Origin of the sequence: Nocardioides sp. 1609, assembly GCF_004522105.1 — a bacterium.
GTDB lineage: Bacteria > Actinomycetota > Actinomycetes > Propionibacteriales > Nocardioidaceae > Nocardioides.
In genome coordinates, this window is the sequence record NZ_SPUJ01000001.1 from 403,829 (window position 1) to 429,776 (window position 25,948).

Below are 25,948 nucleotides of genomic sequence, written 5' to 3' on the forward strand. Positions count from 1 at the left end.
GGCATGGACCGGGCCCAGCTCGCCGACTTCCTCCGCACCCGCCGCGAGGCCCTGCAACCGGAGGACGTCGGCCTCCCCCGCGGCTCGCGCCGCCGCACCGGCGGGCTGCGCCGCGAGGAGGTCGCCGTGCTCGCCGACATGTCGGCCGACTACTACGGCCGGATCGAGCAGCAGCGCGGCCCGAACCCGTCGGAGCAGATGCTCGCCTCCCTCGCCCGCGGGCTGCGCCTGTCGACAGCCGAGCGCGACCACCTGTTCCGGCTCGGCGGGTACGCCGCCCCGGGCCGGGTCCGCCGCGGCGACCACGTCGAGGCGGGGCTGATGCGGATCGTCGACCGCCTGGTCGACGTCCCGGCCATGGTGGTCGGCAGCACCGGCGAGACGCTCGTGCAGACGCCGCCGTGCGTGGCGCTCCTGGGCGACGAGACGTCCTACGAGGGCCTCGCCCGCTGCGTCACGCACCGCTGGTGGACGCTGCCGCAGAGCCGGCTCCGCTACCCCGAGGAGGACCAGGACGGCATCGGGCGCGCCTTCACCGCCGAGCTCCGCGCCGCCTTCACCCGCGACGGCGCCGGCTCCCTGGCCGCCGAGGTCGTGGCCGACCTGGAGGCCCGCAGCCCGGAGTTCCGCGCCGTGTGGGCCGAGCACGAGGTCGCCCGGCCACACTCCAGGCACAAGCGGATCGTGCACCCCGAGGTCGGCGTCGTCGAGGTCTTCTGCCAGACCCTCTACGACGTCGACCAGGACCAGGGCCTGCTGGTCTTCACCGCGACCCCGGGCACCGAGAGCTTCGAGAGGCTGAAGCTCCTCGGGGTGATCGGCGCGCAGTCGCTGTGACTCAGCCGAGCTCGGCGCGGGTCGGTGGGTCCGCACCGGGGCGCGACACGGTGACGGCGGCGGCCCGCGCGGCGTGGGCGAGCGTGGCGGCGGGGTCGAGCCCGTCCCAGAGCGCGTCGACGATGCCCGCGGAGAAGGTGTCGCCGGCGCCGATGGTGTCGACGACCGTGACCGGCGTGGCGGCGACCGAGAGCGGCTCGCCGTCGCCGTACCAGGTCGCCCCGCCCTCGCCGCGGGTCACCACGACGGCGCGGGGCCCGAGCGAGCGCAGGTGGCCGGCGGCCTCCGCGAGCCCGAGCGTCGGGTAGAGGACGGCGAGGTCCTCGTCGCTGGCCTTGACGACGTCGGCGCGGCGGGCGACGGCCTCGACCCGGCCGACGACCTCGGGGCCCGTGCCGGTGATCGCCGCGCGGGCGTTGACGTCGTAGGTGACGGTCGGACGGTCGGCGTGGACGCCGCGACCACCGGCCCCGACCAGGCGGTCGAGCAGCGCGAGCACGTCGTCGGCGCCGGGCTCGAGGACGGCGCCGATCGAGCAGACGTGCACGAACCGCGGCGTCTCCTCGCCCACCGGCCCGAAGCGCCAGTCCAGGTCGAAGACGTAGGTCGCCGAGCCGTCGGGCCCGATCGTGGCGGCCGCGCTCGACGTGCGCTCGAGGACGTGCGGGTCGGTGGCCAGCTCGACGCCCGAGCCGGCCAGGTGCTCCGCGATCGAGCGGCCGCGCTCGTCGTCGGCGTACGACGTCACGAACCGCGAGCGCCGTCCCAGCCGGGCGAGGGCGACGGCGACGTTGGCCGCGCTCCCGCCGGGCCGCTCCACGGTCGTCCCGCCCGCGTCGGTCACCACGTCGACGAGGGACTCACCGACCACCAGCACGTAGGTCATGCCCCACTTCCTACCAGCCCGTCGAGCCGGTGCGGCTGTCCGTGGTCCTGCGTACGGTGGCACCGTGAGCATCCAGCCCCCCGACCCGCAGTCCTCCTCACCGATCTACGAGCAGCTGCGGGCCCAGGTCGCCGGGCGAGCCGCCTCGGGCGACCTCCCCGCGGGCACCCGGCTCCCCACGGTCCGCGGGCTCGCCGAGGAGCTCGGCGTCGGCGTCCGCACGGTGCAGCGGGTCTACACCGAGCTGGAGGCCGACGGCGTCGTGGTCACCGAGGGCCGCCGCGGCACCTTCGTCGCGGCTCCCGCGGCCCCGGCCGACGCCGCCGACGCGGCCGACGAGTTCGCCGCCACCGCCCGCAGGCTCGGGCTCACGCTCGCCGAGGCGGTACGGCTGCTGGAGTCGCGGTGGGCCGGCGGCGCTGTCGGGAGGCACCAGTAGCCTCCCGGGCATGGCCCTGGACACCTCACCCGAGCAGCCGGCCCCCGTCCGGCAGGTCGCGAACGCGATCTCGGGCTGGATCGACCGGCTCGGCGCCGTGTGGGTCGAGGGCCAGATCGCGCAGCTGAGCAGGCGGCCCGGCCTGCAGACGGTGTTCCTGACCCTGCGTGACTCCGTCGCCGACATCTCGGTGCCGGTCACCTGCTCACGCACGCTGCTCGACTCGATGAACCCGCCGCTCGTGGAGGGCGCGAGCGTGCTGGTGCACGCCAAGCCGTCCTACTACGCCAACCGGGGCACCCTGTCGCTGCACGCCCGCGAGATCCGGATGGTCGGGCTCGGCGAGCTGCTGGCCCAGATCGAGCGACGCCGCCAGCTGCTGGCCGCGGAGGGACTCTTCGACCCGGCGCTCAAGCGCACCCTGCCGTTCCTGCCCGCCAGGGTCGGGCTGGTCACCGCCCCGCGGTCGGCCGCGGAGCGCGACGTCCTCGACCTCGCCAGACGGCGCTGGCCGGCCGTCGGGTTCAGCGTCGCCCACGCGACGATGCAGGGTCCGCGGGCCGCCGGCGAGGTGATGGAGGCGCTGGCCCGGCTCGACCGCGACGACGCCGTCGACGTCATCGTCATCGCCCGGGGCGGCGGCTCGGTCGAGGACCTCCTCCCCTTCTCCGACGAGGGCCTGCTCCGTGCGGTGGCGAAGGCCCGCACCCCGGTCGTCTCGGCGATCGGCCACGAGCAGGACAACCCGCTGCTCGACCTCGTCGCCGACGTCCGGGCCGCGACCCCCACCGACGCCGCCAAGCTCGTCGTGCCCGACGTCGCGGCGGAGGCCCACGCCGTCGCCTCGGCCCGCGAGCGGCTGCGATCGCTCGTGCTCGGCGCCGTGGCCCGCGAGCAGGCCGGGCTCGACGCGCTGCGCTCACGACCGGCGCTCGCCGACCCCCGCACGCTCGTCGACCGCCGCACCGAGGAGCTGGCGACCCTGCGCGAGCGGGCCCGCCGCACCCTGCGGCACGCGCTCGACCGGGCCTCCGACGACATCGGCCACCAACGGGCCCGGGCCCGGGCGCTGTCGCCGCTGGCCACGCTCGAACGTGGCTACGCCGTCCTCCAGGACGCCGACGGGCACGTCGTCACCTCGGTCGCCGGCCTGCACGGCGGCGACGCCGTCAGCGTCCGCGTCGTCGACGGCCGGGTGCACGCCGACGTCACCTCCACCACCACCAGCACCCCGGCGGCCGCGGCCGCAGCACCGAGCGAGGAGCCCACCCCATGAGCGCCACCGACCAGACCCCCAGCTACGAGGAGGCGCGCGAGGAGCTCGTCGACGTCGTCCGCCGCCTCGAGACCGGGGGCACGACGCTCGAGGAGTCGCTGGCGCTGTGGGAGCGCGGTGAGGCGCTCGCCACCGTGTGCCAGGACTGGCTCGACGGGGCGCGTCAGCGCCTCGAGGCCGTCATGGCGAAGGGGCAGCCTGAGGGGTGACCCCCGGCAGGGTGGCGTCGGTGAGCCGCCCGACCAGGTCGGCGAGCTCGTCGGCCGGCACCGCGCCGAGCACCAGCACGGTCCGGTCCTCGCCGTAGGTCGCGGTGAAGGCGCGGTCGCCGCCGTCGTCCTCCCAGCCCGCCCAGTCGGTGGTCAGGCCGGGCCCGCCGGCACCGGTCAGCGGGTCGGCCTCGGCGGGGTCCTCGTCGACGTACTCCTCGAGCAGGTCATCGGCCGACTCCTGCTCGACCTTGATGCCGACGTACTTGTCGTCGTCGGTGAGCAGGTCGAAGCCGATCGCGGGCAGTGCTCCGGGGCGCTCGATGTCGGCGACGTCGACGGCGGTCACGCTCCACCCGCTCGGCAGGCTGGCGGGGTAGACGACCCCGATGTCGCTGCGCTGCAGCTGCTCGACGTTCTCGAGGTAGTCGACGGCCGGCCGGTCGGTGTTGTCGACGTCGCTGCTGAGCAGGCCGCGCGCCACCACCAGGACCAGGACGATGATGACCGCCACGACCATCGCCCCGATGAGCCCACCGAAGGAACGTTCGTAGCGACCGCCCCGTTCACTCATCGACGTTCACCACGCGACCATCGTCCCAGGCGACAACCCGACTAGATTGCCGGGGTGCCACTGGTCGACCTGCCCGCCGTGGCCGCGCTCCTCGCCCTGCTCGTGGTGGCCTACCGGCACCCGCGGCGCCGCGTCGAGGCGCTGGTGTCGCTGGCCGCGATCGCGACCGTCCTGGCGTGCGGGCTGATCACCCTCGACGAGGCCCGCGACACCGTCGTGGACCTGCTGCCCGTCGTGCTGTTCCTGGTGGCGATCCTGGTGACCGCGCACGTGTGCGACCGCGCGGGCCTGTTCGCCGCGTCCGGGCGCCTGCTGCGGCACGGCGGCCCGACCCGGCTGCTGACCGTCGCGTTCCTGGTCGCGGCCGCGGTGACCGCCGTGCTCAGCCTGGACGCGACCGTCGTGCTGCTGACCCCGGTGGTCGTCGCCGCCGCGCGGGCCGACGGCGTCCTGCCCCGGCCGGGCGCCTACGCCTGCCTGCGGATGGCGAACTCGGCGTCCCTGCTGCTCCCGGTCTCCAACCTGACCAACCTGCTCGCGCTCCCCTCCCTCGACCTGACCTTCGCGGGGTTCGCGGCCCGGATGGCGCCGGTCCTGGTCGTCGTCCTCGCGGTCGAGTACGTCGGCCTGCGGCTGCTGTTCCGCCGCGACCTGGCCGCCCCTGCGACCGGGGGCGACGCTCCCGACGTCCCGTTCCCGGCGGTGCCGGCGCTCGTCGTCGTCGCCATGCTGGTCGGCTTCGCCGCGACCTCGCCGTACGGCGTCGACCCGGCCTGGGTCGCCGGTGCGGCCGCGGCGGTGCTGGTGGCGTGGGGCGCCGGGCGGGGCCTGCTCGCGGCCGGGGACGTCGCCCGGTCGGCCCACACCGAGTTCGCCCTGCTGGTCCTCGCGCTGGGCGTCGTCGTCGCCGCGATCGCGGAGGGGTTCCTGGGCGAGGCGGTGGCCGGCGTCGTCCCGGACACGACGTCGTTCGTGGGCCTGCTCGTCGTCGCGCTCCTCGCCACCGCCCTGGCCAACGTGCTGACCAACCTGTCGGCGACGCTGCTCCTGGTGCCGCTGGTCGCCCCGCTCGGGGACGTCGCGGTGCTGGCCGCGCTGGTCGGGCTCAACGTCGGCTCCGGGCTCACCTTGTCCGGCTCGCTCGCCAACCTGCTGTGGCGGCGCACCCTGCACGCCTCCGGGGAGCACGCGTCGCTGGCGGAGTTCCACCGCGTCGCCCTGCTGCTGACCCCCGTGTCGCTGCTGGCCGCGGTGAGCACGCTTCACCTGTTCGCCTGACGATCGCGACCTCGGCGGGCCGATACGATCCGGCCATGAGTCACGCCGCCGTCCCCCAGCCCTTCGAGGTCCATCCGTCGCAGCCCGACCGCAACCTCGCGCTCGAGCTGGTGCGCGTCACCGAGGCGGCCGCGATGGCCGCCGGCCGCTGGGTGGGCCGCGGCGACAAGGACGGCGCCGACGAGGTCGCGGTGAACGCGATGCGCGTGATGATCTCGACGATCGGGATGCGCGGCACCGTCGTGATCGGCGAGGGCGAGAAGGACAACGCCCCCATGCTCTACAACGGCGAGGAGGTCGGCGACGGCACCGGACCGGAGTGCGACGTCGCCGTCGACCCGATCGACGGCACCACGCTCACCGCCAAGGGCATGACGAACGCCGTCGCCGTGCTGGCGGTCTCGCCGCGCGGCTCGATGTACGACCCGTCCGCGGTCTTCTACATGGAGAAGCTGGTCACCGGCCCCGAGGCGGCCGACGTCGTGGACCTGCGACACCCCGTCGCCGAGAACATCCACCAGGTCGCGAAGGCCAAGCGCAAGCGGCCCTCCGACGTCACCGTCGTGCTGCTCGACCGGCCGCGCCACAGCCAGCTCGTCGACGACATCCGCGCCACCGGCGCGATGATCAAGTTCATCTCCGACGGCGACGTCGCGGGCGCGATCATGGCGGCGCGGCCCGAGACCGGCATCGACCTGCTGCTCGGCATCGGCGGCACCCCCGAGGGGATCATCGCGGCCTGCGCGCTGAAGTGCATGGACGGCGTCATCCAGGGCCGGTTGTGGCCCAAGGACGACGAGGAGCGCCAGCGCGCCCTCGACGCCGGCCACGACCTGAGCCCCGAGACGGTCCTCACGACCGACGAGCTGGTCTCGGGCGACGACTGCTTCTTCGTCGCCACCGGCATCACCGACGGTGAGCTGCTCAAGGGCGTCCGCTACACCTCCGGCGGCGTCAGCACCCACTCCCTCGTCATGCGCTCGCGCAGCGGCACCATCCGCTCCATCCACTCCGACCACGCCCTCGAGAAGCTCCGCCACTTCTCCGCCATCGACTTCGGCGGCGCGTAGAGGGAGCCGGGTCGAGACCGGCACGGTCGGCGGGTAGGCCTCCCGCGGACCTCGACGGCGTGGTGGCGGAAGACCCGTCAGGCGATCTGCAGGCCGCGGACGCCGACGCCGTCGGCACCGCGGCGCAGGGCCGCGCCGACGTGGTCGATGACGGTGGGGTCGAGGGCCATCCCGAGGTGGGAGGCGTCGACCTCCACGGCGACGGCGGTCGGGTCGATGCAGGCACGCCAGTCGACGACGCCGTCGCGGCGGGAGTAGATCGCGGTGAAGGTCACGTCGGGCGAGAGCGCGGTGCGGCACTCGTCGAAGCTCTGGCGGGCGCAGACGCCGGCGACGCACTCCTCCGACATCAGCCCCGGCACCCCGGCCCGGCTGAGCCGCACCAGCGTCTCGACCCCCCACGACAGTGCCACGTGGTGGGCGGCGGGGGCGAGCATCGGGCTGCCCAGGGTGACGATGCCGGAGACCAGGTCGGGACGCCGGACCGCGATCCCGCGGGCGATCATCCCGCCGAGGCTGTGCCCCACGACCTGCACCCGCGTGCCGCGGCGCAGCGCGATCGCCTCGAGCCGCGACTCGAGCTGGGCGGCGGCGTTGAGCGTGCAGCCGACGTTGGCGTGGATGTGCGAGCGGTAGGTGCGGTAGCCGCGCCCGCGCAGGGTGCGGGCCATCAGCCGCAGCGAGCCGTCGCCGGCCATGAAGCCCGGCACCAGGATGACCGGCTCGACGGCGCGCGCGGCCGAGCGGCCGGTGTAGGGCCGCGACCGGCGCTCGCGACGCTCCTGCCGGGCCCGGACGACGTACCGGCCGGCCTCGGCGACCACGGTGCGCTCCTGCAGCACCGCGGCCAGCGACGGCCGGGCGTAGCCCTCGGGCAGCAGGAAGGAGGCGAGCGGACTGTCGGTCACGCGGCGCATGCTACGGGGAGGTTTCGCGACCGGGAGGGGGAACACCCTGGCCAACGCTCGTTTGGTTTGATGGGGGGATGACCTCCAGCGCGACGCCCGTGACCGTCTCCGAGGAGCTCTTCGCCCCCATCTCGCCGGAGATCGAGCTCTGCTACCAGACCTACGGCGACCCCGCCGACGAGCCGCTGCTGCTCGTGATGGGCCTCGGCGGACCGATGACCTGGTGGGACCCCGAGCTCTGCGAGCTGCTCGCGCGTGCCGGCTTCCACGTCGTCCGCTTCGACAACCGGGACGCCGGCCGCTCGAGCCGGGGCACGGGCCGGGTCACCCGCTCCATGCTGGTCCGCGCCTTCGCCGGGCTGCCGGTGCGGGCGCCGTACACCCTCGACGACATGGCCGGGGACGTCGTCGGTCTGCTCGACCACCTCGGCCTGGAGTCGGCGCACGTCGCGGGCGTGTCGATGGGCGGGATGATCGCCCAGGCGATGGCGATCGCCCACCCCGGGCGGGTGCGCTCGCTGACCAGCATCATGTCGACCACCGGACGCCGCACGGTCGGCTGGCAGCACCCGGTGCTGTTCAAGAACCTGCTGGCCCGCGGCAGCGGCCGCGCCGGCTACATCCAGTCCACCGTCGCGACCTGGAGGCTCATCGGCTCCCCCGGCTACCCGACCACGCGGGAGGCCACCGAGAAGCGGGCGGGCGAGACCTACGACCGCGGCGTGACGCTGGCCGGGATGACCCGCCAGATGGCCGCCATCGTCACCCAGGCCGACCGGACGCCGGGCCTGCGCGCGCTGCCCGTGCCGACCGCCGTCATCCACGGCCTGGCCGACAAGATGGTGCACGTGTCGGGTGGCCGGGCGACCGCGGCTGCCGTCCCGGGCGCCGAGCTGCTGCTCGTCGACGGCATGGGCCACGACATGCCGCCGGCCCTGTTCGAGACCTTCGCGCAGACGATCCGCCGCAACGCCGACCGCGCCACGGCCGGCGAGCGCGGCTGAGGCCCGCCCGCCGGTCCCCGCCCCCCGATCGGCCCGCGGAACCCACCCGCCGGGACCGCGGTCCGGTGGGCTAGCGTCCCCAGCGCCACCCGCGTGGATCGGGGTCAACGGCAGGGCGGAGCGCGACGCGCAGCCGTTCATCCGTGAAGTGGACACCACCCCGTCATGGACTAGACACGTCCCGGCAATCCGGCCAAGGTGTGGGACAGACCACAACGGGAGGGTGTCCAGACATGCAGAAGGTCGGAGGGGGCGCGAGAGTGCGTCCACGCAGTCGGCTCAGGAGAGCCGCGGCCGCAGGGTCGGTGACCGTGTTGACGGCGACCCTGCTGAGCGCGTGCGGCAGCAGCGGGAAGCCGACGCTCAACTGGTACGTGAACCCGGACGGCGTCGAGGTGCTGACGCAGTACGCCGCCGAGTGCAGCACCGACGACTACGACATCGAGATCCAGCTGCTGCCCTCCGGCGCGACGGACCAGCGCACCCAGCTGGCCCGGCGCCTGGCCGCCGAGGACTCCTCGACCGACCTGATGAGCCTCGACCCGGTCTTCGTGCCGGAGTTCGCGAACGCGGGCTGGCTGCTGGAGTTCGAGGGAGAGGCCGGTGACGCGGTGACCGAGGGCGTCCTGGACGGCCCGCTCGACACCGTGATGTGGGAGGACAAGGTCTACGCCGCACCGCAGTGGGCCAACACCCAGGTCCTCTGGTACCGCAAGTCGCTCGCCAAGGCCGCCGGCCTCGACATGACCCAGCCGGTCACCTTCGACCAGGTCATCGACGCGGCTGCCGACAACGGCGGCACCCTCGGCGTCCAGGCGAACCGCTACGAGGCCTACGTCGTGTGGATCAACGCGATGATCCTCGGCGCCGGCGGCGACATCGTCTCCGACACCGAGGCCGGCAAGGACGCCAAGGTCGACATCGACTCCGACGCCGGCAAGGCCGCTGCCGCCGTCATCCAGAAGCTCGCCGACTCCGACGCCGCGCAGAGCGACCTCACGGTCTCGAACGAGGGCACCAGCCTCGGGCTGATGTTCCCCGCCGACGGTCCGGGTGAGTTCATGCTCAACTGGACCTTCGCCTACAAGAACTACGAGGGGCTCGTCGACACCGGCGACATCACCCAGGAGCAGTTCGACGACCTCGGCTTCGCGCGCTACCCGCAGACCGTCGAGGGCGAGCCGTCGGCCCCGCCGGTCGGCGGCATCGACATCGGCGTCGGCGCGTTCACCGAGTACCCGGAGTACGCCCTCGAGGCCGCCCAGTGCGTCGCCTCCGACGAGGCGCAGGTCGCCCTGGCCCGCGACGCCGGCCTGATGCCCGCCCGCGGCGCCAACTACGACTCGCCCGAGCTCCAGGAGGCCTACCCGCCCGAGCTGCTCGAGCTCTGGCAGACCAGCCTCGACGAGGGCGGTGCCCGGCCCAAGAGCGCCTACTACGCGCTGATCTCGCAGGCCGTGCAGAGCCGTTGGCACTCCCCGACGTCGGTCGACCCGGACTCGACCCCGGCCGAGTCGGCGAAGTTCCTGCAGGACGTCCTCGACGGGAAGGCCCTCCTGTGACGACACAGACCGAGACCCCCGTGAAGGACCGCCGCGCCGCCAAGCCGGTCGAGAGCGACCGGTCGAAGGCCGAGGCCCGGCTGGGTCAGAAGCTGGTCGCGCCGGCCATCATCCTGATGCTGGTGGTGACCGCGTTCCCGATGCTGCGGGCGCTGTACCTGTCGCTGTTCAACTACTCGCTGACCGCGCCCGACGACCGCGAGTTCATCTGGTTCGGCAACTACGCCGTCGCCCTGACCGACCCGCTGCTGTGGAAGACCACCGGCATCACCGTGCTCTACATGGTGGTCACCGTCGCCTTCGAGCTGGTCATCGGCTTCGCCTTCGCGATGGTGATGCACCGGGTGATCTTCGCCCGGGGCATCATCCGGACCTCGATCCTGGTGCCCTACGGCATCATCACCGTGGTCTCCGGCTTCGCGTGGCAGTTCGCGTTCAGCTACCAGAACGGCTTCGTGAACAGCTGGATCCCCGGCCTCGCCGCGGACTTCAACTGGTTCGGCGAGACCACGCCGGCCGTGATCGCGATCATGGTCTCGGAGATCTGGAAGACGACGCCGTTCATGTCGCTGCTCCTGCTCGCCGGCCTGGCCCAGGTGTCGGAGGACATGATCGAGGCCGCCAAGGTCGACGGCGCCACGTGGACGCAGCGCCTGACGCGCGTCATCCTCCCCAACATGCGGGCCGCGATCATGGTCGCGGTGCTCTTCCGTGCCCTCGACGCCTACCGCATCTTCGACAACATCTTCGTGATGACGGCGGGAGCGCAGAACACCGAGTCGATCAGCTTCCTGACCTACCGGCAGACGATCGAGCAGTTCCAGATCGGCATCGGCTCGGCGCTGTCGGTGCTGCTGTTCCTGTCGGTGCTGGTGATCGCGTTCCTCATCGTGAAGATCTTCCGCGTCGACCTCGCCGACGCACGGCAGGAGAAGTGATGAAGCAGAAGATCGGAATGGTGGTCGGGGTCGCACTGATCCTGGCCTGGTGCCTGCTGCCCGTCGCGTGGATCATCTCGCTGTCCTTCAAGTCCCAGACCGCGATCACCAACGGCAGCCCGGGATTCTTCCCCGCCGACGGCGCGGGTGCCGGCTGGCAGAACTACCAGGACGTGTGGGACAACGAGCAGTTCCGTCGGGCGATCTTCAACTCGATCGGCATCAGCCTGATCGCCACGGCGCTCTCGGTGATCATCGCGACGCTGGCGGCCTACGCCATCGCGCGCCTGGAGTTCCGGGGCAAGAAGCTGGTCCTCACGATGGCGCTGGTCATCGCGATGTTCCCGGTGGTCTCGCTGGTGGGCCCGCTGTTCGACATGTGGCGCGCCATCGGCCTGTACGACACCTGGCCCGGCCTCATCATCCCCTACATGTCCTTCACGCTGCCGCTGGCGATCTGGACGCTGTCGGCCTTCTTCCGCGAGATCCCGTGGGAGATGGAGCAGGCGGCCCAGGTCGACGGCGCCACCTCCTGGCAGGCGTTCCGGCGGGTGATCGTGCCGCTCGCGGCTCCCGGTGTGTTCACCGCGGCGATCCTGACGTTCTTCTTCGCCTGGAACGACTTCGTCTTCGGGATCTCCCTGACCTCGACCGAGGCAGCCCGGCCGATCCCGGCGTCGCTCTCGTTCTTCGTCGGTGCCGACCCGTTCAACCGGCCGGCCTCGCTGCTCGCGGCGGGCGCCGTCATCTCGACGATCCCGATCATCGTCATCATCCTGATTTTCCAGCGCAAGATCGTCGCCGGCCTGACCTCCGGCGCAGTGAAGGGTTGAGCCATGGCTGCTATCGACATGAAGAACATCGTCAAGAAGTACGGCGACGGTTTCCCGGCGGTGAACGACGTCAGCATCGACGTCCAGGACGGCGAGTTCATGATCCTCGTCGGCCCGTCGGGGTGCGGGAAGTCGACGCTGCTGCGGATGATCGTGGGCCTCGAGGACATCACCTCGGGCGACATGATGATCGGCGAGAAGCGGGTCAACGACCTCGCGCCGCGTGACCGCAACCTCTCGATGGTCTTCCAGAACTACGCGCTCTACCCGCACCTGACGGTCTACGAGAACATCGCCTTCCCGCTGCGCCTGGCCAAGACGCCCGACGCCGAGGTCGACGAGAAGGTCCGGGCGGCGTCGAAGACGCTGGAGCTCGACGAGCACCTGGAGCGCAAGCCCGGCAACCTGTCGGGTGGTCAGCGCCAGCGGGTCGCGATGGGTCGCGCGATCGTCCGCGACGCCGACGCGTTCCTGTTCGACGAGCCGCTGTCGAACCTCGACGCCAAGCTCCGCGGCCAGATGCGCAGCGAGATCGCGCGGCTCCAGAAGCGCCTGGGCATCACGACGGTCTACGTCACCCACGACCAGACCGAGGCGATGACGCTGGGCGACCGGGTCGCCGTCCTCAAGCGTGGCGTCCTGCAGCAGCTCGCCACGCCGCGCGAGCTCTACGAGAACCCCGGCAACCTGTTCGTCGCGGGCTTCATCGGGTCTCCCCCGATGAACTTCCTGCCGGCGACGGTCGAGGGCACCTCGGTGAAGCTGCCGTTCGGCTCGGTGGACATCCCCGCCGACAAGGCCGAGAAGGTCCAGGACAAGGGCCTGCTCATCGCAGGCATCCGTCCCGGCGACTTCGAGGACGCCTCGGTGGTCGACGCCGACCGCACCGGCTCGACGTTCCGCGCCAAGGTCGACGTGGTCGAGTGGCTCGGCAACGAGGCCTACGCCTACCTGCCGTTCGAGGCCCCGCCGGAGGTGCAGGCGCAGCTCCAGCAGCTCGAGCGCGACCTCGACGGCGAGTCGCTGCGCACCCAGCTGGTCGTCGGCCTCGACGGCACGAGCCGCGTCGCCGCCGGCGACGACGCCGAGATCTGGGTCAACACGAAGAAGATCCACCTCTTCGACCCGCAGACAGGTGAGAACCTCACCGTCGACAAGGAGCGCGCCGGCCGGCTCGAGTCGCGGGCCCTGAACTCGGTCTGAGCCACCCGCACGGCACCGACGCGCCGTACCTGCTCCTCGGAGCGGGTACGGCGCGTGCTGCGTCTCAGTGCAGGCGGTGCGGCTTGCGGTCCGGCGGCAGGTCGTCACGGTGGGGCCTGCGGACGACGTTGACGCCGCCCCAGAAGGCGAAACCCCTGATCCGCAGCACGGGCGAGGCGGCGGTGAGCTCGGCCTCGACCTTGTCCGACGGCCCGACGAAAGCGCCCATGATCCCGATCCCGTCCACGACCACCTCGACCTCGGGGCCGACGACGATCTCGGCGCCGCCCATCACCACGCTGATCGTCAGGACGCTCTCCTGCGCGGCGAACCGCGCCTCGCGGAAGTCGAGCGTGGCGCCACCCATCACGCAGACGACCGTCATCGACCCGGGCGCGGTCCACACACCCTTGCGCTCGAACCCGCTCATCACGGCGATCCCCCGGAGCTTCCCGGGGTCGCTCACCGGGGTGACGGACGACGTCCGCCGCGCCGGGGTGGACGTCGACGGCAGGTCGCGGGTGAGCGGCACCAGGTCGGCGTACGTGCGGGCGGCGTAGGCGGCGGCGAGCCGCTCGTCGAGCTCCTCGAGGTCGAGCCTGCCCTCCCCCGCCGCCTCGCGCAGCTGCTCGGCGACGGCGTGCCGCTCGTCGTCGGAGATGCGCAGCTCGGGGCTGCGGTCGGCGTCGTCCACCCGGCCAGCCTACGGCGCACGGGTCTCGACGATCGAGCCCGCAGGGCGGCGCCTACGATGACTGCTCGTGAGCACCGACGCCGAGTTCCGCTACTCCGACCTGCTGCCGACGGGCGCCGACGACACGCCGTACCGGCTCGTGTCGACCGAGGGTGTCTCGACCGTCGAGGTCGACGGGCAGAGGTTCCTCAAGGTCGCGCCGGAGGCGCTGCGGCTGCTGACGTCGGAGGCGATGCACGACATCAGCCACTACCTGCGCCCGGCGCACCTCGCCCAGCTGCGGCGGATCATCGACGACCCCGAGTCGTCGGGCAACGACCGGTTCGTGGCGCTCGACCTGCTCAAGAACGTCAACATCTCCGCCGGCGGCGTGCTGCCGATGTGCCAGGACACCGGCACCGCGATCGTGATGGGCAAGAAGTCCGAGGGCGTGCTCACCGGCGCCGACGACGCGGAGGCGATCTCGCACGGCGTCTACGACGCCTACACGAAGCTCAACCTGCGCTACTCGCAGCTGGCGCCGCTCACGACGTACGAGGAGAAGAACACCGGGACGAACCTGCCGGCCCAGATCGAGCTGTACTCGACGCCCGGCGGACCGGGACACGACCCCGAGTACAAGTTCCTCTTCATGGCCAAGGGCGGGGGTTCGGCCAACAAGTCCTTCCTGTTCCAGGAGACCAAGGCGATCCTCAACCCGAAGCGGATGCTGAGCTTCCTCGACGAGAAGATCCGCTCGCTCGGCACGGCCGCCTGCCCGCCGTACCACCTGGCCGTCGTCATCGGTGGCACGTCGGCGGAGTTCGCCCTCAAGACCGCGAAGTACGCCTCCGCGCACTACCTCGACAACCTCCCGACCGAGGGCTCGGCGAGCGCGCACGGCTTCCGCGACCTCGAGCTGGAGGAGCAGGTCTTCCAGCTGACCCAGTCGTTCGGGATCGGAGCGCAGTTCGGCGGCAAGTACTTCTGCCACGACGTCCGCGTCGTCCGGCTGCCGCGCCACGGCGCCTCCTGCCCCGTCGCGATCGCGGTGTCGTGCTCGGCCGACCGGCAGGCGCTCGGCAAGATCACCGCCGAGGGCGTCTTCCTCGAGCAGCTCGAGACCGACCCGGCGCAGTACATGCCGGACGCCGGCGTCGCCGACACGATCTCGTCGGGGGGCGCCGGCGGCGAGGTCGTGGCCATCGACCTCAACCAGCCGATGGCCGACATCCTGGCCGAGCTGCGCAAGCACCCCGTCAAGACCCGGCTCTCCCTCACCGGTCCGCTCGTCGTGGCACGCGACATCGCCCACGCCAAGATCCAGGAGCGGCTCGACGCCGGCGAGGAGATGCCCGGCTACCTCAAGGACCACCCCGTCTACTACGCCGGCCCCGCGAAGACGCCCGCGGGCATGGCCTCCGGCTCGTTCGGGCCGACCACCGCGGGCCGGATGGACTCCTACGTCGAGTCCTTCCAGGCCGCCGGTGGCTCGATGGTGATGCTGGCCAAGGGCAACCGCTCGAAGGTCGTCACCGAGGCCTGCGCCACCCACGGCGGCTTCTACCTCGGCTCGATCGGCGGCCCCGCTGCTCGGCTGGCCCAGGACTGCATCCGCAGCCAGGAGGTCCTGGAGTACGCCGAGCTCGGCATGGAGGCGGTCTGGAAGATCGAGGTCGAGGACTTCCCCGCCTTCATCGTCGTCGACGACAAGGGCAACGACTTCTTCACCGACCCCGCCGGCACGGTCACGGTCCCGCTGAGCTCGCTGGGTGGGTCAGGACTGCGGGTCCGCAGCGCGGAGTGAACGTCACGATGCCGGGTCGGCGCGACGTCGCGCCGACCCGGCATCGAGGTGGTGGCTAGTGGGTGTCCTCGCCGGCGTGCGGGTTGGCGTTCGGACCGGCTTCCTTGAGCTCCTCCGGCGGCGGTGCGTCCGGGTTGCCGGCCACGCCCTGGCTGTCGTCGATCGGGGTGTCGGCGTCGTCGGGGTCCATCTTGGCGACCTGCGAGACCTGGCCGCCCTCGTCCCCGGGCTTCTGGCTGTTCATCCCTCCACCGTGGCAGACCGGGGTGCGCCCCCGGTCCACCCCGACGGTGCTCAGAGCAGGGCGCGCAGCCCCTCGACGAGCGGCGTGGTCGGACGACCGATGAGGCGCGACAGCGTGCCGTCCACGTCGCCCAGGACGCCGTCGCGGATGCCGGTGTCGATGCCGGCGACGAAGCCCGCGGTGCCGGCGTCGAGGCCGACACCCTCGAGCAGGGCGACGTGCTCGTCGGTGCTCAGCTGCTGGAGCTCGACCTCACGGCCGAGCACCTCGCCGAGGGCCGCCGCGAGGGTCGGCTGGTCCCAGGCGACGTCGCCGCCGAGCTCGTAGACCCGGCCCGCGTGGCCGTCGGTGGACAGCACGACGGCGGCAGCCTCGGCGAAGTCGGCCCGCGCGGCGCTGGCCACCAGCCCGTCCCCGGCGCTGGTCGTCAGCACGCCGGTCGAGCGGGCGGTGTCGAGGGCCTGGGCGTAGTTCTCGTGGTACCAGTTGTTGCGCAGGATCGCCGCCGGGACGCCGGCCGCCTCGATCGCCTCCTCGGTGGCCCGGTGATCGGGCGCGAGGACGAAGTCGGCCTCGCGGGCGTGCGGTGCGCTGGTGTAGACGAGCAGGTCCACGCCGGCCGCCCGCGCGGCGTCGACGACGGCGGTGTGCTGCGACACCCGCTGGCCGACGTCGGTGCCGGAGACGAGCAGCACGCGGTCGACGCCCTCCAGGGCGGCACCGACCGTGGCCGGGTCGGAGTAGTCGAGGGCGACCACGTCGACGCCGCGCTCGGCGTAGGCGGCGAGGCGGTCGGGGGTGCGGGCGCCGGCCCGGACGTCGGCCGGGGCGACGCCGCGGTCGAGGAGCGCGTCGAGGACGAGACGGCTGAGCTGGCCGGAGGCGGCGGTGACGAGGAGGGTCATGATGGTTCCTTTCGTGGACGGTTCACGAGGGGAACGGTCGCCCCGGCTTGGTACTTCCCAGATGCAGGTACCCACCTTTTGGTAAGGTGGGTGGATGCTGAGCCTGCGTGAGATCCGGGGCGACGCGCCCACCGCGTTCACCGACGGCTGCCCGACCCGGGTGGTGCTCGACCACGTCACGAGCAAGTGGGGTGTGCTCGTGCTGGCCGCGCTCGCCGAGGGCACCCTGAGGTGGGGCGAGCTGCGCCGCACCGTCGACGGCATCAGCGAGAAGATGCTCGCGGCGACCCTGCGGACGTTCGTGGCCGACGGCCTCGTCGTCCGCGACGCGCAGGCGACCATCCCGCCCCGCGTCGACTACAGCCTGACGCCGCTCGGCGGCGACCTGGTCGAGGCGATGTCGCCGCTCCTCGCCTGGATCGCCGCGCACGCCGACGCCATCGTCGGCGACGGCTGAGACCCCCGGGGTGGACGCCCCCCGCGGGCGGGGTGGAACCCTGGGACCGACCCCGACCGGTGGAGGTACCCGTGGAGCACGTCGAGATCGCCCGCGCCGAGTCCGAGCGCGGGGAGCTGGTGCTGCGCGAGCGCCGTCCCGGTCCCGACGACGCCGGCGCTCCCACCGCGCTCGAGCTGCGCGCCAACGGCGTCTTCGTGATGGACACCCGCGAGGTCGCGACCGAGCAGGCGCTGGCCACCGCGGCACTGACGGTGGTCGCCGACCCGCGCGCGGTGGCCGTGGGCGGCCTCGGCCTCGGGTTCACCATGCACCAGGTGCTGGCCGACTCGCGCGTGGAGACGTGCGCCGTGGTCGAGGTCGAGCAGGCGCTCGTCGACTGGATGCGCGACGGCACCATCGCCCACGGCCCGGCCCTGCTGGCCGACGAGCGGGTGAGCGTGGTGGTGGCCGACATCGCGGTCGCGGTGGCGGAGGCCCGGCCGGCGTCGTACGACCTGCTGCTGCTCGACGTCGACAACGGCCCCGGCTACCTCGTGCACGACGCGAACGCCGTGCTCTACGAGCCGCCGTTCCTGCGGAGCGTGCGCGCGATGCTGCGACCGGGCGGCGCGGTGGCGGTGTGGTCGGCCGCCGAGGCGCCGGACCTCGAGCGCTCGCTGGCGGCGGTCTTCTCGACCACGCGCGCCGAGCGGCACGACGTCCGGCTCCAGGAGCGCGACGAGCACTACTGGCTCTACGTCGGCACGGTCTGAGCCTCGACGACGGCCAGGCGGGACCGCGGTCGGGACGCACCGTCAGGGCCGCCGTCAGGGCCCCGGGCGGGGTCGCGGACGGGGAGCGGACGCCGGGACCGGGTCGGCCGGCACCACGACGACGTCCTCGTGCGCGCGCTCGCGGACGGCGCTCTTGATCTGGTCGAGGTTGTTGCGGAGCAGGTCGGCGACGAGCTCGTCCATCCGCGGGTCGCTGAGCATGTCGATGAGCACCCGCATCACCGTCTCGGACACCTCGGAGACGATGGTGTCGTAGCCCGGGAGTCTGCTCACGATGCGCGCGTTCGGGTCGGAGCGGACCTTCTCGGCCACCATCGCCTTGATCTCGTCATGGTTCTCGAGCAGGGCGTCGGAGATGTTCTTGGTGTAGTGCCCGGTCTGGATCACCGCGGCGACCTCGTCGAGCACCACGATCGTCAGCGGGCGCTTGATGAGCCCGAGCGCCCGCATCGAGAGCCGGCTGGAGCGGTCGACGACCCACGGACGCCGCATCCCGAGCCGCACCAGCACCCCGCCGACGATGGCCGCGAGCACGGAGCCGCCGAGCAGGACGCCGAGCACGAGGAGCAGCACCTGGAGGGTGCTCAGGTCTTCCAGCCACCGCGACATGCGGCGAGCCTAGTGTCGCGGGTCAGGCGCGGAACATCTCCCGGTAGTGCTCCTCCAGCGCCGGGTGGTGGTCGCCGAGGTCGAGGCCCGCGACGTCGCCGCCGGTCTCGGCGGCGGCCAACCGGTCGAGGTACCACTCCCGGCGGGCCAGGCGGTCGGACTCCGTGATCGCCGCCCACACCGACTCGACGGGGGCGCGGAGGGTGCGCTCGAGCACGACGCTGTCGTGCCCGTGCCGGGTCTCCCGGCGTCCGGTGGGGGTGGCGGTCATGCGGTCTCCTCGGGTGCGTCGGGTCGGGCGCGGGGTGGGTCGGCGAGCTCGGCCCGGTGGTCGCGGACCGTGCGGCGGACCTCGAGGTCGAGCGCGTCGAGCACGCCCTCGTCGAGGCGGACCCGTGGACGCAGGTCGTCGATCAGGCCCTGGAGCGGGGCCAGGCCGTCCGGGGCCAGCGCGTAGTGACGCTCCCGACCCCGGTCCTCGACGGTCGCGAGGCCCGCCTCGACGAGCAGACGCAGGTGCCTGCTGACGGCGGGCCGGCTGATCGAGCGGGACGCCGCGAGGTCGACCACCCGAGCCGGCCCGGCGAGGAGCGAGCGCAGCAGCTCGCGACGGACCGGGTCGGAGACGGCGGAGAACGGGTCCACCCGCTATTGGTAACGGATGTGTTACTGATGCGTCAAGGGTGAGAGGTTAGGTTGGCCTGATGAACCAGCAGCCCCCCACCGACGCCGTCCGGATCGAGCACGACTCCATGGGCGAGGTCGAGGTTCCCGCCTCCGCCCTGTGGCGCGCCCAGACGCAGCGCGCCGTCCAGAACTTCCCGATCAGCGGGACCCCGATCGAGCCGGCCCTGGTCCACGCCCTCGGTCACGTGAAGGCCGCGGCCGCCGTCGTGAACGGCGAGCTCGGCGTCGTCGACGCTGCGGTCGCCGACGCGATCGCCACCGCCGCCCGTGCCGTGGCGGCCGGCGAGCACGACGCCGAGTTCCCGATCGACGTCTTCCAGACCGGGTCGGGCACGAGCAGCAACATGAACGCCAACGAGGTGATCGCCTCCCTGGCCGCGCAGGCCGGGGTCCAGGCGCACCCCAACGACCACGTCAACGCGAGCCAGTCGAGCAACGACACGTTCCCGACCGCGATCCACGTCGCCGTCACCCTCGCCGTCGTCGAGAGCCTGGTCCCGGCGCTGCGCACGCTGGCCGGCTCGTTCGAGGCGAAGGCCGACGAGTTCGGCGGCCTGGTGAAGTCCGGACGGACGCACCTGATGGACGCGACACCGGTGATGCTCGGCCAGGAGCTCGGCGGGTACGCCGCCACGCTCCGGTTCGCCGTCGAACGGCTCGAGTCGGTGCTGCCCCGCGTCCGCGAGCTCCCGCTGGGCGGCACCGCGGTCGGCACGGGGATCAACACCCCGCCCGGCTTCGCGGCCCGCGTGATCGAGGTGCTCTCGCAGGCCACCGGCCAGGACTTCACTGAGGCCCGCAACCACTTCGAGGCACAGGGCACCCGCGACTCGCTGGTCGAGCTGAGCGGGGTGCTCCGCACGGTCGCCGTCGGTCTGACCAAGATCTGCAACGACCTGCGTTGGATGTCGTCGGGGCCGACCACCGGGCTCGCCGAGATCCACCTCCCCGACCTGCAGCCGGGCTCGAGCATCATGCCCGGCAAGGTCAACCCGGTCCTGCCCGAGGCCACCCTCATGGTCTGCTTCCAGGTCGTGGGCAACGACGCCGCCGTGACCGTGGCCGGTGCCAGCGGCAGCTTCGAGCTGAACGTCGCGATGCCGGTGATGGCCCGCAACGTGCTCGAGTCGGTGCGGTTGCTCTCGACGTCGACGACCCTGCTCGCACACCGGTGCGTCGACGGCATCACCGCGGACGCCGAGCGGATGCGCCGCTACGCCGAGTCGTCGCCGTCGGTGGTCACGCCGCTCAACAAGCACCTCGGCTACGAGGCCGCCGCCGCGATCGCCAAGCAGGCGCTCGCCGAGGGCCGCACCATCCGCGAGACCGTGCTCGCACTCGGGTACGTCGAGCGCGGCGAGCTCACCGAGGCCGAGCTCGACGCCGCCCTCGACCTTGAGGGGATGACGCACCCGTGAGCATGACCGACCGCGACCACGTGCACGAGCAGTACCGCACCGAGGTGCACCTCGAGATCCGGCAGTCCGTCTGGCACCCGACGCGCGAGGGGCGCGACCCGGCCACCGAGGCCCTGGCCGCCATCGTCGCGACCGCGCCGCGGCGGGTGCTGGAGGTCGGCTGCGGCACCGGCGCCTTCGCCGGCCGGCTCGCGAACGCGCTGCCCGACGCCGAGGTCGTGGCGGTCGACCAGTCGGCCCGCCTGGTCGAGCTGACGGCGTCGCGCGGCGTCGAGGCACGGGTCGCCGACGCCCTCGACCTGCCGTTCGCCGACGACGCGTTCGACGCGGTCGCCGCGATGTGGATGCTCTACCACCTGCCCGACCTGCACCGCGGGCTCGCCGAGGCGCGGCGCGTGCTGCGACCCGACGGCATCCTGGTCGCGGTCACCAACGGCGACGACCACCTCGGCGACCTGCGCCGCGACGCGGGCGGCACCCCGCTCCGCACCCAGTTCTCCAGCGAGAACGGCGAGGCCGCCCTGCGCGAGCACTTCGACGAGGTCACCCGCGACGACCTCAGCACCCGCGCGTTCTTCGCCGACCACACCGCGGCCGTGGCCTACCTGGCGTCCTGGCCCGACGACGTCACCTGGTCGCTCCCGCCGTTCGAGGGTCCGCGCGAGTACGCCGGTCACGTGACCGTCTTCGTGGCGCGGTGAGCGAGCCCGACGCCCAGCGGACCTACTGGGACGGCGAGGCCGAGCACTTCGACGACGAGCCCGACCACGGGCTCGGCGACCCGGCCACCCGGGAGGCCTGGCGCCAGCTGCTCGCCGCCCACCTGCCCGCCGCCCCGGCCGACGTCGTCGACGTCGGCTGCGGCACCGGCACGCTGGCGCTGCTCCTGGCCGACGCGGGCCACCGCGTCCGTGGGGTCGACCTCGCGCCGCGGATGGTCGAGCGCGCCCGGGCCAAGGCGACGGCCGCCGGGCTCGACGTGCCGTTCGCGATCGGTGACGCCGGCGACCCGCCGTACGAGCCGGGTTCGACCGACGTCGTGCTGTGCCGGCACGTGCTCTGGGCCCTGCCCGACCCGGCGTCCGCGCTCGCGCGCTGGACGGCGCTGCTGCGGCCGGGTGGACGGCTGGTGCTGGTCGAGGGACGGTGGCACACCGGCGGGGGCCTGACCGCGGCGGAGTCCGAGCGCCTGGTCGGCGCCCACGTGGCCGACGTGCGCGTCGTCCCGATGCCGGACGAGGTGTTCTGGGGCGGGCCGATCACCGACGAGCGCTACCTGCTGGTCGCCCGCACCTGAGCGGTTGGCCCGGCCGGGGCGTGGGTAGGTGCCGGTCGTGACCCCCCGCCACCCCGTCTTCGGCCAGCTCTACCTCATCGGCGCGGCGCTCGCCTTCGTCGGCTCGTTCGTCCAGCTCTACGAACCGGACGCCGACCGCCCCGACAGCGTCTACCGCACGATGAACCTCTGGTCGGCGGTCGAGACGGACGGGCCCGGCGCGGCGCTCCTCGGGCTGCTGCTCGTCGGCGCCCTGGTGCTCACCGCGCTGATGGGAGCGACCGGACCAGCGGGCTACGCCGTCCCGCTCGCGACGATCGCGATCGGGGTGGTCGCGATCGCGATGCTGGTCCTCCAGCCGGAGAGCGGGAGCAACCCGCCGTCGTTCGGGCCCGGCGCGCAGATCCTGCTCGGCACCTCGATCCTTCTGGTCGTCGCCGCCCTCGTGGACGTCCTGACGACGACGCAGGCCGGCGGTCCGCGCGAGCAGCCGATCTCGCGGACCAACCTGCGGCCCTGACGGCGCGTCGGGCCGGGTCCGGCGACACGCGAGCCGAGGGGCTCGCGCAGGCGGGTCAGTACCAGCCGTGGGACTCGCTGTGGGCCCAGGCGCCGCAGGGGCTGCCGTAGCGGTCCTCGATGTAGCCCAGGCCCCAGCGGATCTGGGTGACCGGGTTCGTCGCCCAGTCGGCGCCGGCGGAGGCCATCTTGGAGCCGGGCAGCGACTGCGGGATGCCGTAGGCCGAGGACGACGGGTTGTCGGCGTAGACGTTCCAGCCGGACTCGCGGGTGTACAGCGAGTCGAGGCAGCCGAACTGGTCGGCGGAGAAGCCGAACTCGGCGAGCAGCGCCCGCGCGATGTCGCGCGGGTCGGCGTCGGAGAGGTCCTGGCTGCCGGCCTCGGCGGGCCCGGCGGCCTCGGCGGCCAGTGCGGCCTCCTTGAGCGGGTCGGTGGCCTGGCGGCGGTCGGCCGAGCGCGACAGGACCGGCGTGCGCGTGGCCGGCTCGACGGCGGCGGCCAGCTCGGCGACGTCGGCCGCGGTCTGCTCCGCACTGTCGACGGGGCTGTCGGTGGAGCTGTCGACGGGGCTGCCGGGGTCGGTCGTGGCGTCGTCGGCCGCGGTGTCGGCACCGACCGGGTTGGCCTGGTCGACCGCTGCGGCAGTGCTGCCCGGCGACGTGGCGACGAGGCCGCCGGTGATCGTGACGCCGGTCGCGGCGACGGCCAGCGACGACAGGATCACGGTGGTGCCCACGATCTTGCGGGGCGCCTCGGCCACCGCGCCGGCGACGGCGGTGGTGACGGCAGGACGCGCCGGCGCGCCGCGGTGCTTCGGGACGTGCTTCACGTGCTTCGACAAGAGCTCAGACCCAGGGGATAGACGACAGTCGGTTGCCACTCGGGGCGGGCGATCGGCTGGGTCCGGTGCTGGACCACGAGAGATCTCGGCCCACCATGCCTCCTGGGATGGCTGCGTGCAAACCCGGCGGGGCTGTCCGTGGACCGATCCCGGTCGACGGGGCCGGGGCGGGCAGTCCCGTGCGTCACAGGGGAACCACCCGCCCCGACGGCGGCCGGGACCCTCAGTGGGTGACGTTCTCCAGCATCTCGGTCACCAGCGCCGCGATCGGCGAGCGCTCGGAGCGGGTGAGCGTGACGTGGGCGAAGAGCGGGTGGCCCTTGAGCTTCTCGATCACTGCGACGACGCCGTCGTGCCGCCCGACCCGCAGGTTGTCGCGCTGGGCGACGTCGTGGGTGAGCACGACCTTGGAGTTCGCGCCGATGCGGGACAGCACCGTGAGCAGCACGTTGCGCTCCAGCGACTGGGCCTCGTCGACGATCACGAACGAGTCGTGCAGCGAGCGGCCGCGAATGTGGGTCAGCGGCAGCACCTCGAGCATGCCGCGGGCGAGGATCTCCTCGACGACCTCCTTCGAGGCCATCGACCCCAGGGTGTCGAAGACCGCCTGGCCCCAGGGCGACATCTTCTCGGTCTCCGAGCCGGGCAGGTAGCCGAGCTCCTGCCCGCCGACGGCGAACAGCGGCCGGAACACGACGACCTTCTGGTGCTGGCCGCGCTCGAGGACGGCCTCCAGGCCGGCGCACAGCGCCATCGCGGACTTGCCGGTGCCGGCGCGACCCCCGAGGGAGACGATCCCGACCTCCGGGTCGAGGAGCAGCTCGAGCGCGACCCGCTGCTCGGCGCTGCGACCGTGGATCCCGAACGCCTCGCGGTCGCCGCGCACCAGGTGGACCTGCTTGTCGGGACCGACCCGGCCCAGCGCCGTCCCGCGGTCCGACAGCAGCACGAGGCCCTGGTGGCAGGGCAGGTCGCGCGCCGCGGCGAGGTCGAGGACGCCGTCGTCGTACAGCTCGTCGAGGGCCGCCGCCTCGACGTCGAGCTCGGTCATGCCGGAGTAGCCGGTGTCGGAGTCGGAGATCGCCTCGGCGCGGTACTCCTGGGCGTCCAGTCCGACCGCCGAGGCCTTGATCCGCATCGGCAGGTCCTTGGAGACCAGCGTCACGTCGCGGCCCTCGCCGGCCAGGTTGCAGGCGACGGCGAGGATGCGGGTGTCGTTGTCACCCAGCCGGAACCCGGACGGCAGGGCCGCCGGGTCGGTGTGGTTGAGCTCGACACGCAGGGTGCCGCCGTAATCGCCGACCGGGACGGGCTCGTCGAGCCGGCCGTGGACGACCCGCAGGTCGTCGAGCGCCCGGAGGGCCGAGCGGGCGAAGAAGCCGAGCTCGGGGTGGTGCCGCTTCCCCTCCAGCTCGGTGATCACCACGACGGGCAGGACGACCTCGTGCTCGTCGAAGCGGCGGATGGCACCGGGGTCGGCGAGCAGGACGCTCGTGTCGAGCACGTAGGTGCGGGTGTGCCCGTCGAGGGGCCCCTCGGTGGATCCGTCGATCGGTCCGGCGGTGCGAGCTGCGGCAGTGGCCACGGTGATCCCCTGTATCCGGACCGCGCGCGCACTCCTCGCCCGGTCCCTACCTCGAGCAGATGGACCGGAGAGATGCCCCAGCGCCGGAGTGCCGGCGTCCTCGCACGGCGGTGCGAGCACCGTCGCTGTGATGGTCGTGATCGCTCACGCTGGGGCCTCCCGATGCAGCGGGCTTCCCCACCCGCTGTTGCCGACGACGCTACGACCGCCGAGGGACGGTTGCGGGCAGACACGCCCGGCCGCGGGTGAACGGCGTGTTAAGTCCTCGGGAACCGTCCGTCGAGACGCTCGCTCCGCTGGCTCCTCAGGAACCGAAGCGGCGCTCGCGCTGGGCGTAGGCGCGGATGGCCCGCAGGAAGTCGACGCGACGGAAGTCGGGCCAGTAGGCCTCGCAGAAGTAGAACTCCGACTTGGCGCTCTGCCACAGCAGGAACCCACCGAGCCGCTGCTCCCCCGAGGTGCGGATCACCAGGTCGGGGTCGGGCTGGCCCTTGGTGTAGAGGTGGTCGGCGATGTGCTCGACGTCGAGGATCTGGGCGAGCTCCTCGAGCGAGGTCCCCATCGCGGCGTGCTCGTGGAGCAGCGAGCGGACGGCGTCGGCGATCTCGCGCCGGCCGCCGTACCCGACCGCGACGTTGACGAGCATGCCGTCGACGTCGGCGGTGGCCTCGGCGGCGGCCTTGAGGCGCCGGGCGACGTCGTCGGGCAGCAGGTCGAGCGCGCCGACGGGGTGCAGCCGCCAGCGACGCTGGTCGGCGAGGGAGTCGACGGCGTCCGCGATGATCGCGAGCAGCGGCTCGAGCTCGGCGGCCGGGCGGTTGAGGTTGTCGGTGCTCAGCAGCCACAGGGTGACGACCTCGATGCCGACCTCGTCGCACCAGCCGAGCAGCGGCTCGATGTTGGCGGCGCCGGCCTGGTGGCCCTGCGAGGTGTCGCGGCCGACCGCCTTGGCCCAGCGACGGTTGCCGTCGAGCATCACCCCGACGTGCTGGGGCAGGCTGCCGGGCAGTCGCCGCAGCACCCGGGCCTCGTAGGCCGGGTACAGCACACTCCTGATCCCCCGCTTCCAGTCGGCCACGCCCCGATCGTAGGTCACCCCGTGCCGGTCCGCTGGTCGTCAGGTCGGCTCGGCG

Annotated in this window: 30 protein-coding genes; 18 read left to right on the forward strand and 12 right to left on the reverse strand. The window is 72.8% G+C overall.

Annotated elements, in window-relative coordinates:
• Nucleotides 1–3: 3 nt before the first annotated feature.
• Nucleotides 4–837 carry a helix-turn-helix transcriptional regulator gene (locus E4623_RS01770; RefSeq protein WP_134764798.1) on the forward strand — a complete coding sequence of 278 codons (834 nt, stop codon included), beginning with the start codon at nucleotides 4–6 and terminating at the stop codon, nucleotides 835–837.
• 1 nt (nucleotide 838) lies between these two features.
• Here the strand turns inward: E4623_RS01770 and E4623_RS01775 are convergent, their stop codons facing one another.
• A complete protein-coding gene (locus E4623_RS01775) occupies nucleotides 839–1,723 on the reverse strand; it encodes a PfkB family carbohydrate kinase (protein ID WP_134764799.1) in 885 nt (294 codons plus the stop codon).
• Between the two features lie 64 nt (nucleotides 1,724–1,787).
• On the opposite strand from E4623_RS01775, the gene E4623_RS01780 reads away from it, so the two are divergent.
• Genes E4623_RS01780 through E4623_RS01790 form a run of 3 tightly spaced genes read left to right on the forward strand, consistent with a single transcriptional unit; the run spans nucleotide 1,788 to nucleotide 3,647 of the window.
• A complete protein-coding gene (locus E4623_RS01780) occupies nucleotides 1,788–2,162 on the forward strand; it encodes a GntR family transcriptional regulator (RefSeq protein ID WP_245154779.1) in 375 nt (124 codons plus the stop codon).
• Nucleotides 2,163–2,172: 10 nt separating this feature from the next.
• On the forward strand, nucleotides 2,173–3,438 hold the full coding sequence (gene xseA / locus E4623_RS01785; RefSeq protein ID WP_134764801.1) for an exodeoxyribonuclease VII large subunit: 1,266 nt from the start codon (nucleotides 2,173–2,175) through the stop codon (nucleotides 3,436–3,438).
• Nucleotides 3,435–3,647 carry an exodeoxyribonuclease VII small subunit gene (locus tag E4623_RS01790; protein WP_134764802.1) on the forward strand — a complete coding sequence of 71 codons (213 nt, stop codon included), beginning with the start codon at nucleotides 3,435–3,437 and terminating at the stop codon, nucleotides 3,645–3,647. Before xseA ends, E4623_RS01790 begins: the two co-directional genes overlap by 4 nt.
• Here the strand turns inward: E4623_RS01790 and E4623_RS01795 are convergent.
• Nucleotides 3,619–4,221 carry a DUF4245 family protein gene (locus tag E4623_RS01795; protein ID WP_134764803.1) on the reverse strand — a complete coding sequence of 201 codons (603 nt, stop codon included), beginning with the start codon at nucleotides 4,219–4,221 and terminating at the stop codon, nucleotides 3,619–3,621. The genes E4623_RS01790 and E4623_RS01795 overlap by 29 nt on opposite strands.
• A gap of 54 nt (nucleotides 4,222–4,275) precedes the next feature.
• Here E4623_RS01795 and E4623_RS01800 point away from each other — a divergent pair, with 54 nt between their 5' ends.
• Together E4623_RS01800 and glpX are read left to right on the forward strand one after the other, a co-directional pair.
• Entirely contained in the window at nucleotides 4,276–5,499 is a 1,224-nt protein-coding gene (locus E4623_RS01800) for an SLC13 family permease (protein WP_209020446.1), read from the forward strand.
• 35 nt (nucleotides 5,500–5,534) lie between these two features.
• The gene (glpX, locus tag E4623_RS01805; protein ID WP_134764804.1) at nucleotides 5,535–6,569 is read left to right on the forward strand and encodes a class II fructose-bisphosphatase; all 1,035 of its coding nucleotides are present in this window, start codon (nucleotides 5,535–5,537) and stop codon (nucleotides 6,567–6,569) included.
• A 77-nt stretch (nucleotides 6,570–6,646) separates the two neighbouring features.
• Here glpX and E4623_RS01810 read toward each other — a convergent pair whose 3' ends face one another.
• Nucleotides 6,647–7,477: an alpha/beta fold hydrolase gene (locus E4623_RS01810; RefSeq protein WP_167736428.1), complete on the reverse strand. Its 831-nt coding sequence runs from the start codon at nucleotides 7,475–7,477 to the stop codon at nucleotides 6,647–6,649.
• A 77-nt stretch (nucleotides 7,478–7,554) separates the two neighbouring features.
• Between E4623_RS01810 and E4623_RS01815 the strand changes: the two genes are divergently transcribed.
• From E4623_RS01815 to ugpC, 5 genes are all read left to right on the forward strand, one after another.
• Nucleotides 7,555–8,481 (forward strand): alpha/beta fold hydrolase, encoded by a 927-nt coding sequence (locus tag E4623_RS01815; RefSeq protein ID WP_134764806.1) that lies wholly within the window; start codon nucleotides 7,555–7,557, stop codon nucleotides 8,479–8,481.
• Nucleotides 8,482–8,792: 311 nt separating this feature from the next.
• On the forward strand, nucleotides 8,793–10,043 hold the full coding sequence (locus E4623_RS01820; protein WP_167736429.1) for an extracellular solute-binding protein: 1,251 nt from the start codon (nucleotides 8,793–8,795) through the stop codon (nucleotides 10,041–10,043).
• Nucleotides 10,040–10,981, forward strand: a complete 942-nt coding sequence (locus E4623_RS01825; protein WP_245154780.1) for a sugar ABC transporter permease — start codon at nucleotides 10,040–10,042, stop codon at nucleotides 10,979–10,981. The genes E4623_RS01820 and E4623_RS01825 overlap by 4 nt, the downstream gene beginning before the upstream one ends.
• Complete coding sequence (locus tag E4623_RS01830) at nucleotides 10,981–11,814, forward strand: carbohydrate ABC transporter permease (protein WP_134764808.1); 834 nt, start codon at nucleotides 10,981–10,983, stop codon at nucleotides 11,812–11,814. The genes E4623_RS01825 and E4623_RS01830 overlap by 1 nt, the downstream gene beginning before the upstream one ends.
• Before the next feature lie 3 nt (nucleotides 11,815–11,817).
• On the forward strand, nucleotides 11,818–13,017 hold the full coding sequence (ugpC, locus tag E4623_RS01835) for a sn-glycerol-3-phosphate ABC transporter ATP-binding protein UgpC (RefSeq protein WP_134764809.1): 1,200 nt from the start codon (nucleotides 11,818–11,820) through the stop codon (nucleotides 13,015–13,017).
• 64 nt (nucleotides 13,018–13,081) lie between these two features.
• Here the strand turns inward: ugpC and E4623_RS01840 are convergent, their stop codons facing one another.
• Nucleotides 13,082–13,711, reverse strand: a complete 630-nt coding sequence (locus E4623_RS01840) for a DUF1707 domain-containing protein (protein ID WP_134764810.1) — start codon at nucleotides 13,709–13,711, stop codon at nucleotides 13,082–13,084.
• Between the two features lie 67 nt (nucleotides 13,712–13,778).
• Between E4623_RS01840 and E4623_RS01845 the strand changes: the two genes are divergently transcribed.
• The gene (locus E4623_RS01845; protein ID WP_134764811.1) at nucleotides 13,779–15,497 is read left to right on the forward strand and encodes a fumarate hydratase; all 1,719 of its coding nucleotides are present in this window, start codon (nucleotides 13,779–13,781) and stop codon (nucleotides 15,495–15,497) included.
• A 55-nt stretch (nucleotides 15,498–15,552) separates the two neighbouring features.
• Here E4623_RS01845 and E4623_RS01850 read toward each other — a convergent pair whose 3' ends face one another.
• Nucleotides 15,553–15,741, reverse strand: a complete 189-nt coding sequence (locus E4623_RS01850; RefSeq protein ID WP_134764812.1) for a hypothetical protein — start codon at nucleotides 15,739–15,741, stop codon at nucleotides 15,553–15,555.
• Nucleotides 15,742–15,791: 50 nt separating this feature from the next.
• The gene (locus E4623_RS01855; protein ID WP_134764813.1) at nucleotides 15,792–16,646 is read right to left on the reverse strand and encodes an SDR family oxidoreductase; all 855 of its coding nucleotides are present in this window, start codon (nucleotides 16,644–16,646) and stop codon (nucleotides 15,792–15,794) included.
• A gap of 94 nt (nucleotides 16,647–16,740) precedes the next feature.
• Here E4623_RS01855 and E4623_RS01860 point away from each other — a divergent pair, with 94 nt between their 5' ends.
• The gene (locus tag E4623_RS01860) at nucleotides 16,741–17,103 is read left to right on the forward strand and encodes a helix-turn-helix domain-containing protein (protein WP_134764814.1); all 363 of its coding nucleotides are present in this window, start codon (nucleotides 16,741–16,743) and stop codon (nucleotides 17,101–17,103) included.
• Between the two features lie 71 nt (nucleotides 17,104–17,174).
• Nucleotides 17,175–17,858 carry a hypothetical protein gene (locus tag E4623_RS01865; RefSeq protein ID WP_134764815.1) on the forward strand — a complete coding sequence of 228 codons (684 nt, stop codon included), beginning with the start codon at nucleotides 17,175–17,177 and terminating at the stop codon, nucleotides 17,856–17,858.
• A gap of 54 nt (nucleotides 17,859–17,912) precedes the next feature.
• On the opposite strand, the gene E4623_RS01870 is transcribed toward E4623_RS01865, so the two are convergent.
• Genes E4623_RS01870 through E4623_RS01880 form a run of 3 tightly spaced genes read right to left on the reverse strand, consistent with a single transcriptional unit; the run spans nucleotide 17,913 to nucleotide 19,133 of the window.
• Nucleotides 17,913–18,488 carry a hypothetical protein gene (locus tag E4623_RS01870; protein ID WP_134764816.1) on the reverse strand — a complete coding sequence of 192 codons (576 nt, stop codon included), beginning with the start codon at nucleotides 18,486–18,488 and terminating at the stop codon, nucleotides 17,913–17,915.
• 22 nt (nucleotides 18,489–18,510) lie between these two features.
• Complete coding sequence (locus E4623_RS01875; RefSeq protein ID WP_134764817.1) at nucleotides 18,511–18,759, reverse strand: hypothetical protein; 249 nt, start codon at nucleotides 18,757–18,759, stop codon at nucleotides 18,511–18,513.
• A complete protein-coding gene (locus E4623_RS01880) occupies nucleotides 18,756–19,133 on the reverse strand; it encodes a metalloregulator ArsR/SmtB family transcription factor (RefSeq protein ID WP_134764818.1) in 378 nt (125 codons plus the stop codon). The genes E4623_RS01875 and E4623_RS01880 overlap by 4 nt, the downstream gene beginning before the upstream one ends.
• Nucleotides 19,134–19,192: 59 nt before the next feature.
• Between E4623_RS01880 and E4623_RS01885 the strand changes: the two genes are divergently transcribed.
• Genes E4623_RS01885 through E4623_RS01900 form a run of 4 tightly spaced genes read left to right on the forward strand, consistent with a single transcriptional unit; the run spans nucleotide 19,193 to nucleotide 22,389 of the window.
• Nucleotides 19,193–20,593, forward strand: a complete 1,401-nt coding sequence (locus tag E4623_RS01885; RefSeq protein WP_134764819.1) for a class II fumarate hydratase — start codon at nucleotides 19,193–19,195, stop codon at nucleotides 20,591–20,593.
• A gap of 2 nt (nucleotides 20,594–20,595) precedes the next feature.
• Nucleotides 20,596–21,294, forward strand: a complete 699-nt coding sequence (locus E4623_RS01890; protein WP_245154875.1) for a class I SAM-dependent methyltransferase — start codon at nucleotides 20,596–20,598, stop codon at nucleotides 21,292–21,294.
• On the forward strand, nucleotides 21,291–21,890 hold the full coding sequence (locus tag E4623_RS01895; protein ID WP_134764821.1) for a class I SAM-dependent methyltransferase: 600 nt from the start codon (nucleotides 21,291–21,293) through the stop codon (nucleotides 21,888–21,890). The genes E4623_RS01890 and E4623_RS01895 overlap by 4 nt, the downstream gene beginning before the upstream one ends.
• Nucleotides 21,891–21,927: 37 nt before the next feature.
• Entirely contained in the window at nucleotides 21,928–22,389 is a 462-nt protein-coding gene (locus E4623_RS01900) for a hypothetical protein (RefSeq protein WP_134764822.1), read from the forward strand.
• A 55-nt stretch (nucleotides 22,390–22,444) separates the two neighbouring features.
• Here the strand turns inward: E4623_RS01900 and E4623_RS01905 are convergent, their stop codons facing one another.
• From E4623_RS01905 to E4623_RS01915, 3 genes are all read right to left on the reverse strand, one after another.
• Nucleotides 22,445–23,218, reverse strand: a complete 774-nt coding sequence (locus E4623_RS01905) for a lytic transglycosylase domain-containing protein (protein WP_245154781.1) — start codon at nucleotides 23,216–23,218, stop codon at nucleotides 22,445–22,447.
• Nucleotides 23,219–23,453: 235 nt separating this feature from the next.
• The gene (locus tag E4623_RS01910; protein ID WP_134765390.1) at nucleotides 23,454–24,782 is read right to left on the reverse strand and encodes a PhoH family protein; all 1,329 of its coding nucleotides are present in this window, start codon (nucleotides 24,780–24,782) and stop codon (nucleotides 23,454–23,456) included.
• A gap of 337 nt (nucleotides 24,783–25,119) precedes the next feature.
• Nucleotides 25,120–25,893 (reverse strand): isoprenyl transferase, encoded by a 774-nt coding sequence (locus E4623_RS01915; protein WP_134764824.1) that lies wholly within the window; start codon nucleotides 25,891–25,893, stop codon nucleotides 25,120–25,122.
• Nucleotides 25,894–25,948 lie beyond the last annotated feature (55 nt).

Excerpts from the sequence above, each read along its gene's own strand:
- E4623_RS01770 (WP_134764798.1), top strand. The coding sequence starts at position 4 with ATGGACCGGGCCCAGCTCGCCGACTTCCTCCGCACCCGCCGCGAGGCC.
- E4623_RS01775 (WP_134764799.1), bottom strand. The coding sequence starts at position 1,723 with ATGACCTACGTGCTGGTGGTCGGTGAGTCCCTCGTCGACGTGGTGACC.
- xseA (WP_134764801.1), top strand. The coding sequence starts at position 2,173 with ATGGCCCTGGACACCTCACCCGAGCAGCCGGCCCCCGTCCGGCAGGTC.
- E4623_RS01790 (WP_134764802.1), top strand. The coding sequence starts at position 3,435 with ATGAGCGCCACCGACCAGACCCCCAGCTACGAGGAGGCGCGCGAGGAG.
- E4623_RS01795 (WP_134764803.1), bottom strand. The coding sequence starts at position 4,221 with ATGAGTGAACGGGGCGGTCGCTACGAACGTTCCTTCGGTGGGCTCATC.
- glpX (WP_134764804.1), top strand. The coding sequence starts at position 5,535 with ATGAGTCACGCCGCCGTCCCCCAGCCCTTCGAGGTCCATCCGTCGCAG.
- E4623_RS01815 (WP_134764806.1), top strand. The coding sequence starts at position 7,555 with ATGACCTCCAGCGCGACGCCCGTGACCGTCTCCGAGGAGCTCTTCGCC.
- E4623_RS01830 (WP_134764808.1), top strand. The coding sequence starts at position 10,981 with ATGAAGCAGAAGATCGGAATGGTGGTCGGGGTCGCACTGATCCTGGCC.
- ugpC (WP_134764809.1), top strand. The coding sequence starts at position 11,818 with ATGGCTGCTATCGACATGAAGAACATCGTCAAGAAGTACGGCGACGGT.
- E4623_RS01850 (WP_134764812.1), bottom strand. The coding sequence starts at position 15,741 with ATGAACAGCCAGAAGCCCGGGGACGAGGGCGGCCAGGTCTCGCAGGTC.
- E4623_RS01855 (WP_134764813.1), bottom strand. The coding sequence starts at position 16,646 with ATGACCCTCCTCGTCACCGCCGCCTCCGGCCAGCTCAGCCGTCTCGTC.
- E4623_RS01860 (WP_134764814.1), top strand. The coding sequence starts at position 16,741 with ATGCTGAGCCTGCGTGAGATCCGGGGCGACGCGCCCACCGCGTTCACC.
- E4623_RS01870 (WP_134764816.1), bottom strand. The coding sequence starts at position 18,488 with ATGTCGCGGTGGCTGGAAGACCTGAGCACCCTCCAGGTGCTGCTCCTC.
- E4623_RS01875 (WP_134764817.1), bottom strand. The coding sequence starts at position 18,759 with ATGACCGCCACCCCCACCGGACGCCGGGAGACCCGGCACGGGCACGAC.
- E4623_RS01885 (WP_134764819.1), top strand. The coding sequence starts at position 19,193 with ATGAACCAGCAGCCCCCCACCGACGCCGTCCGGATCGAGCACGACTCC.
- E4623_RS01890 (WP_245154875.1), top strand. The coding sequence starts at position 20,596 with ATGACCGACCGCGACCACGTGCACGAGCAGTACCGCACCGAGGTGCAC.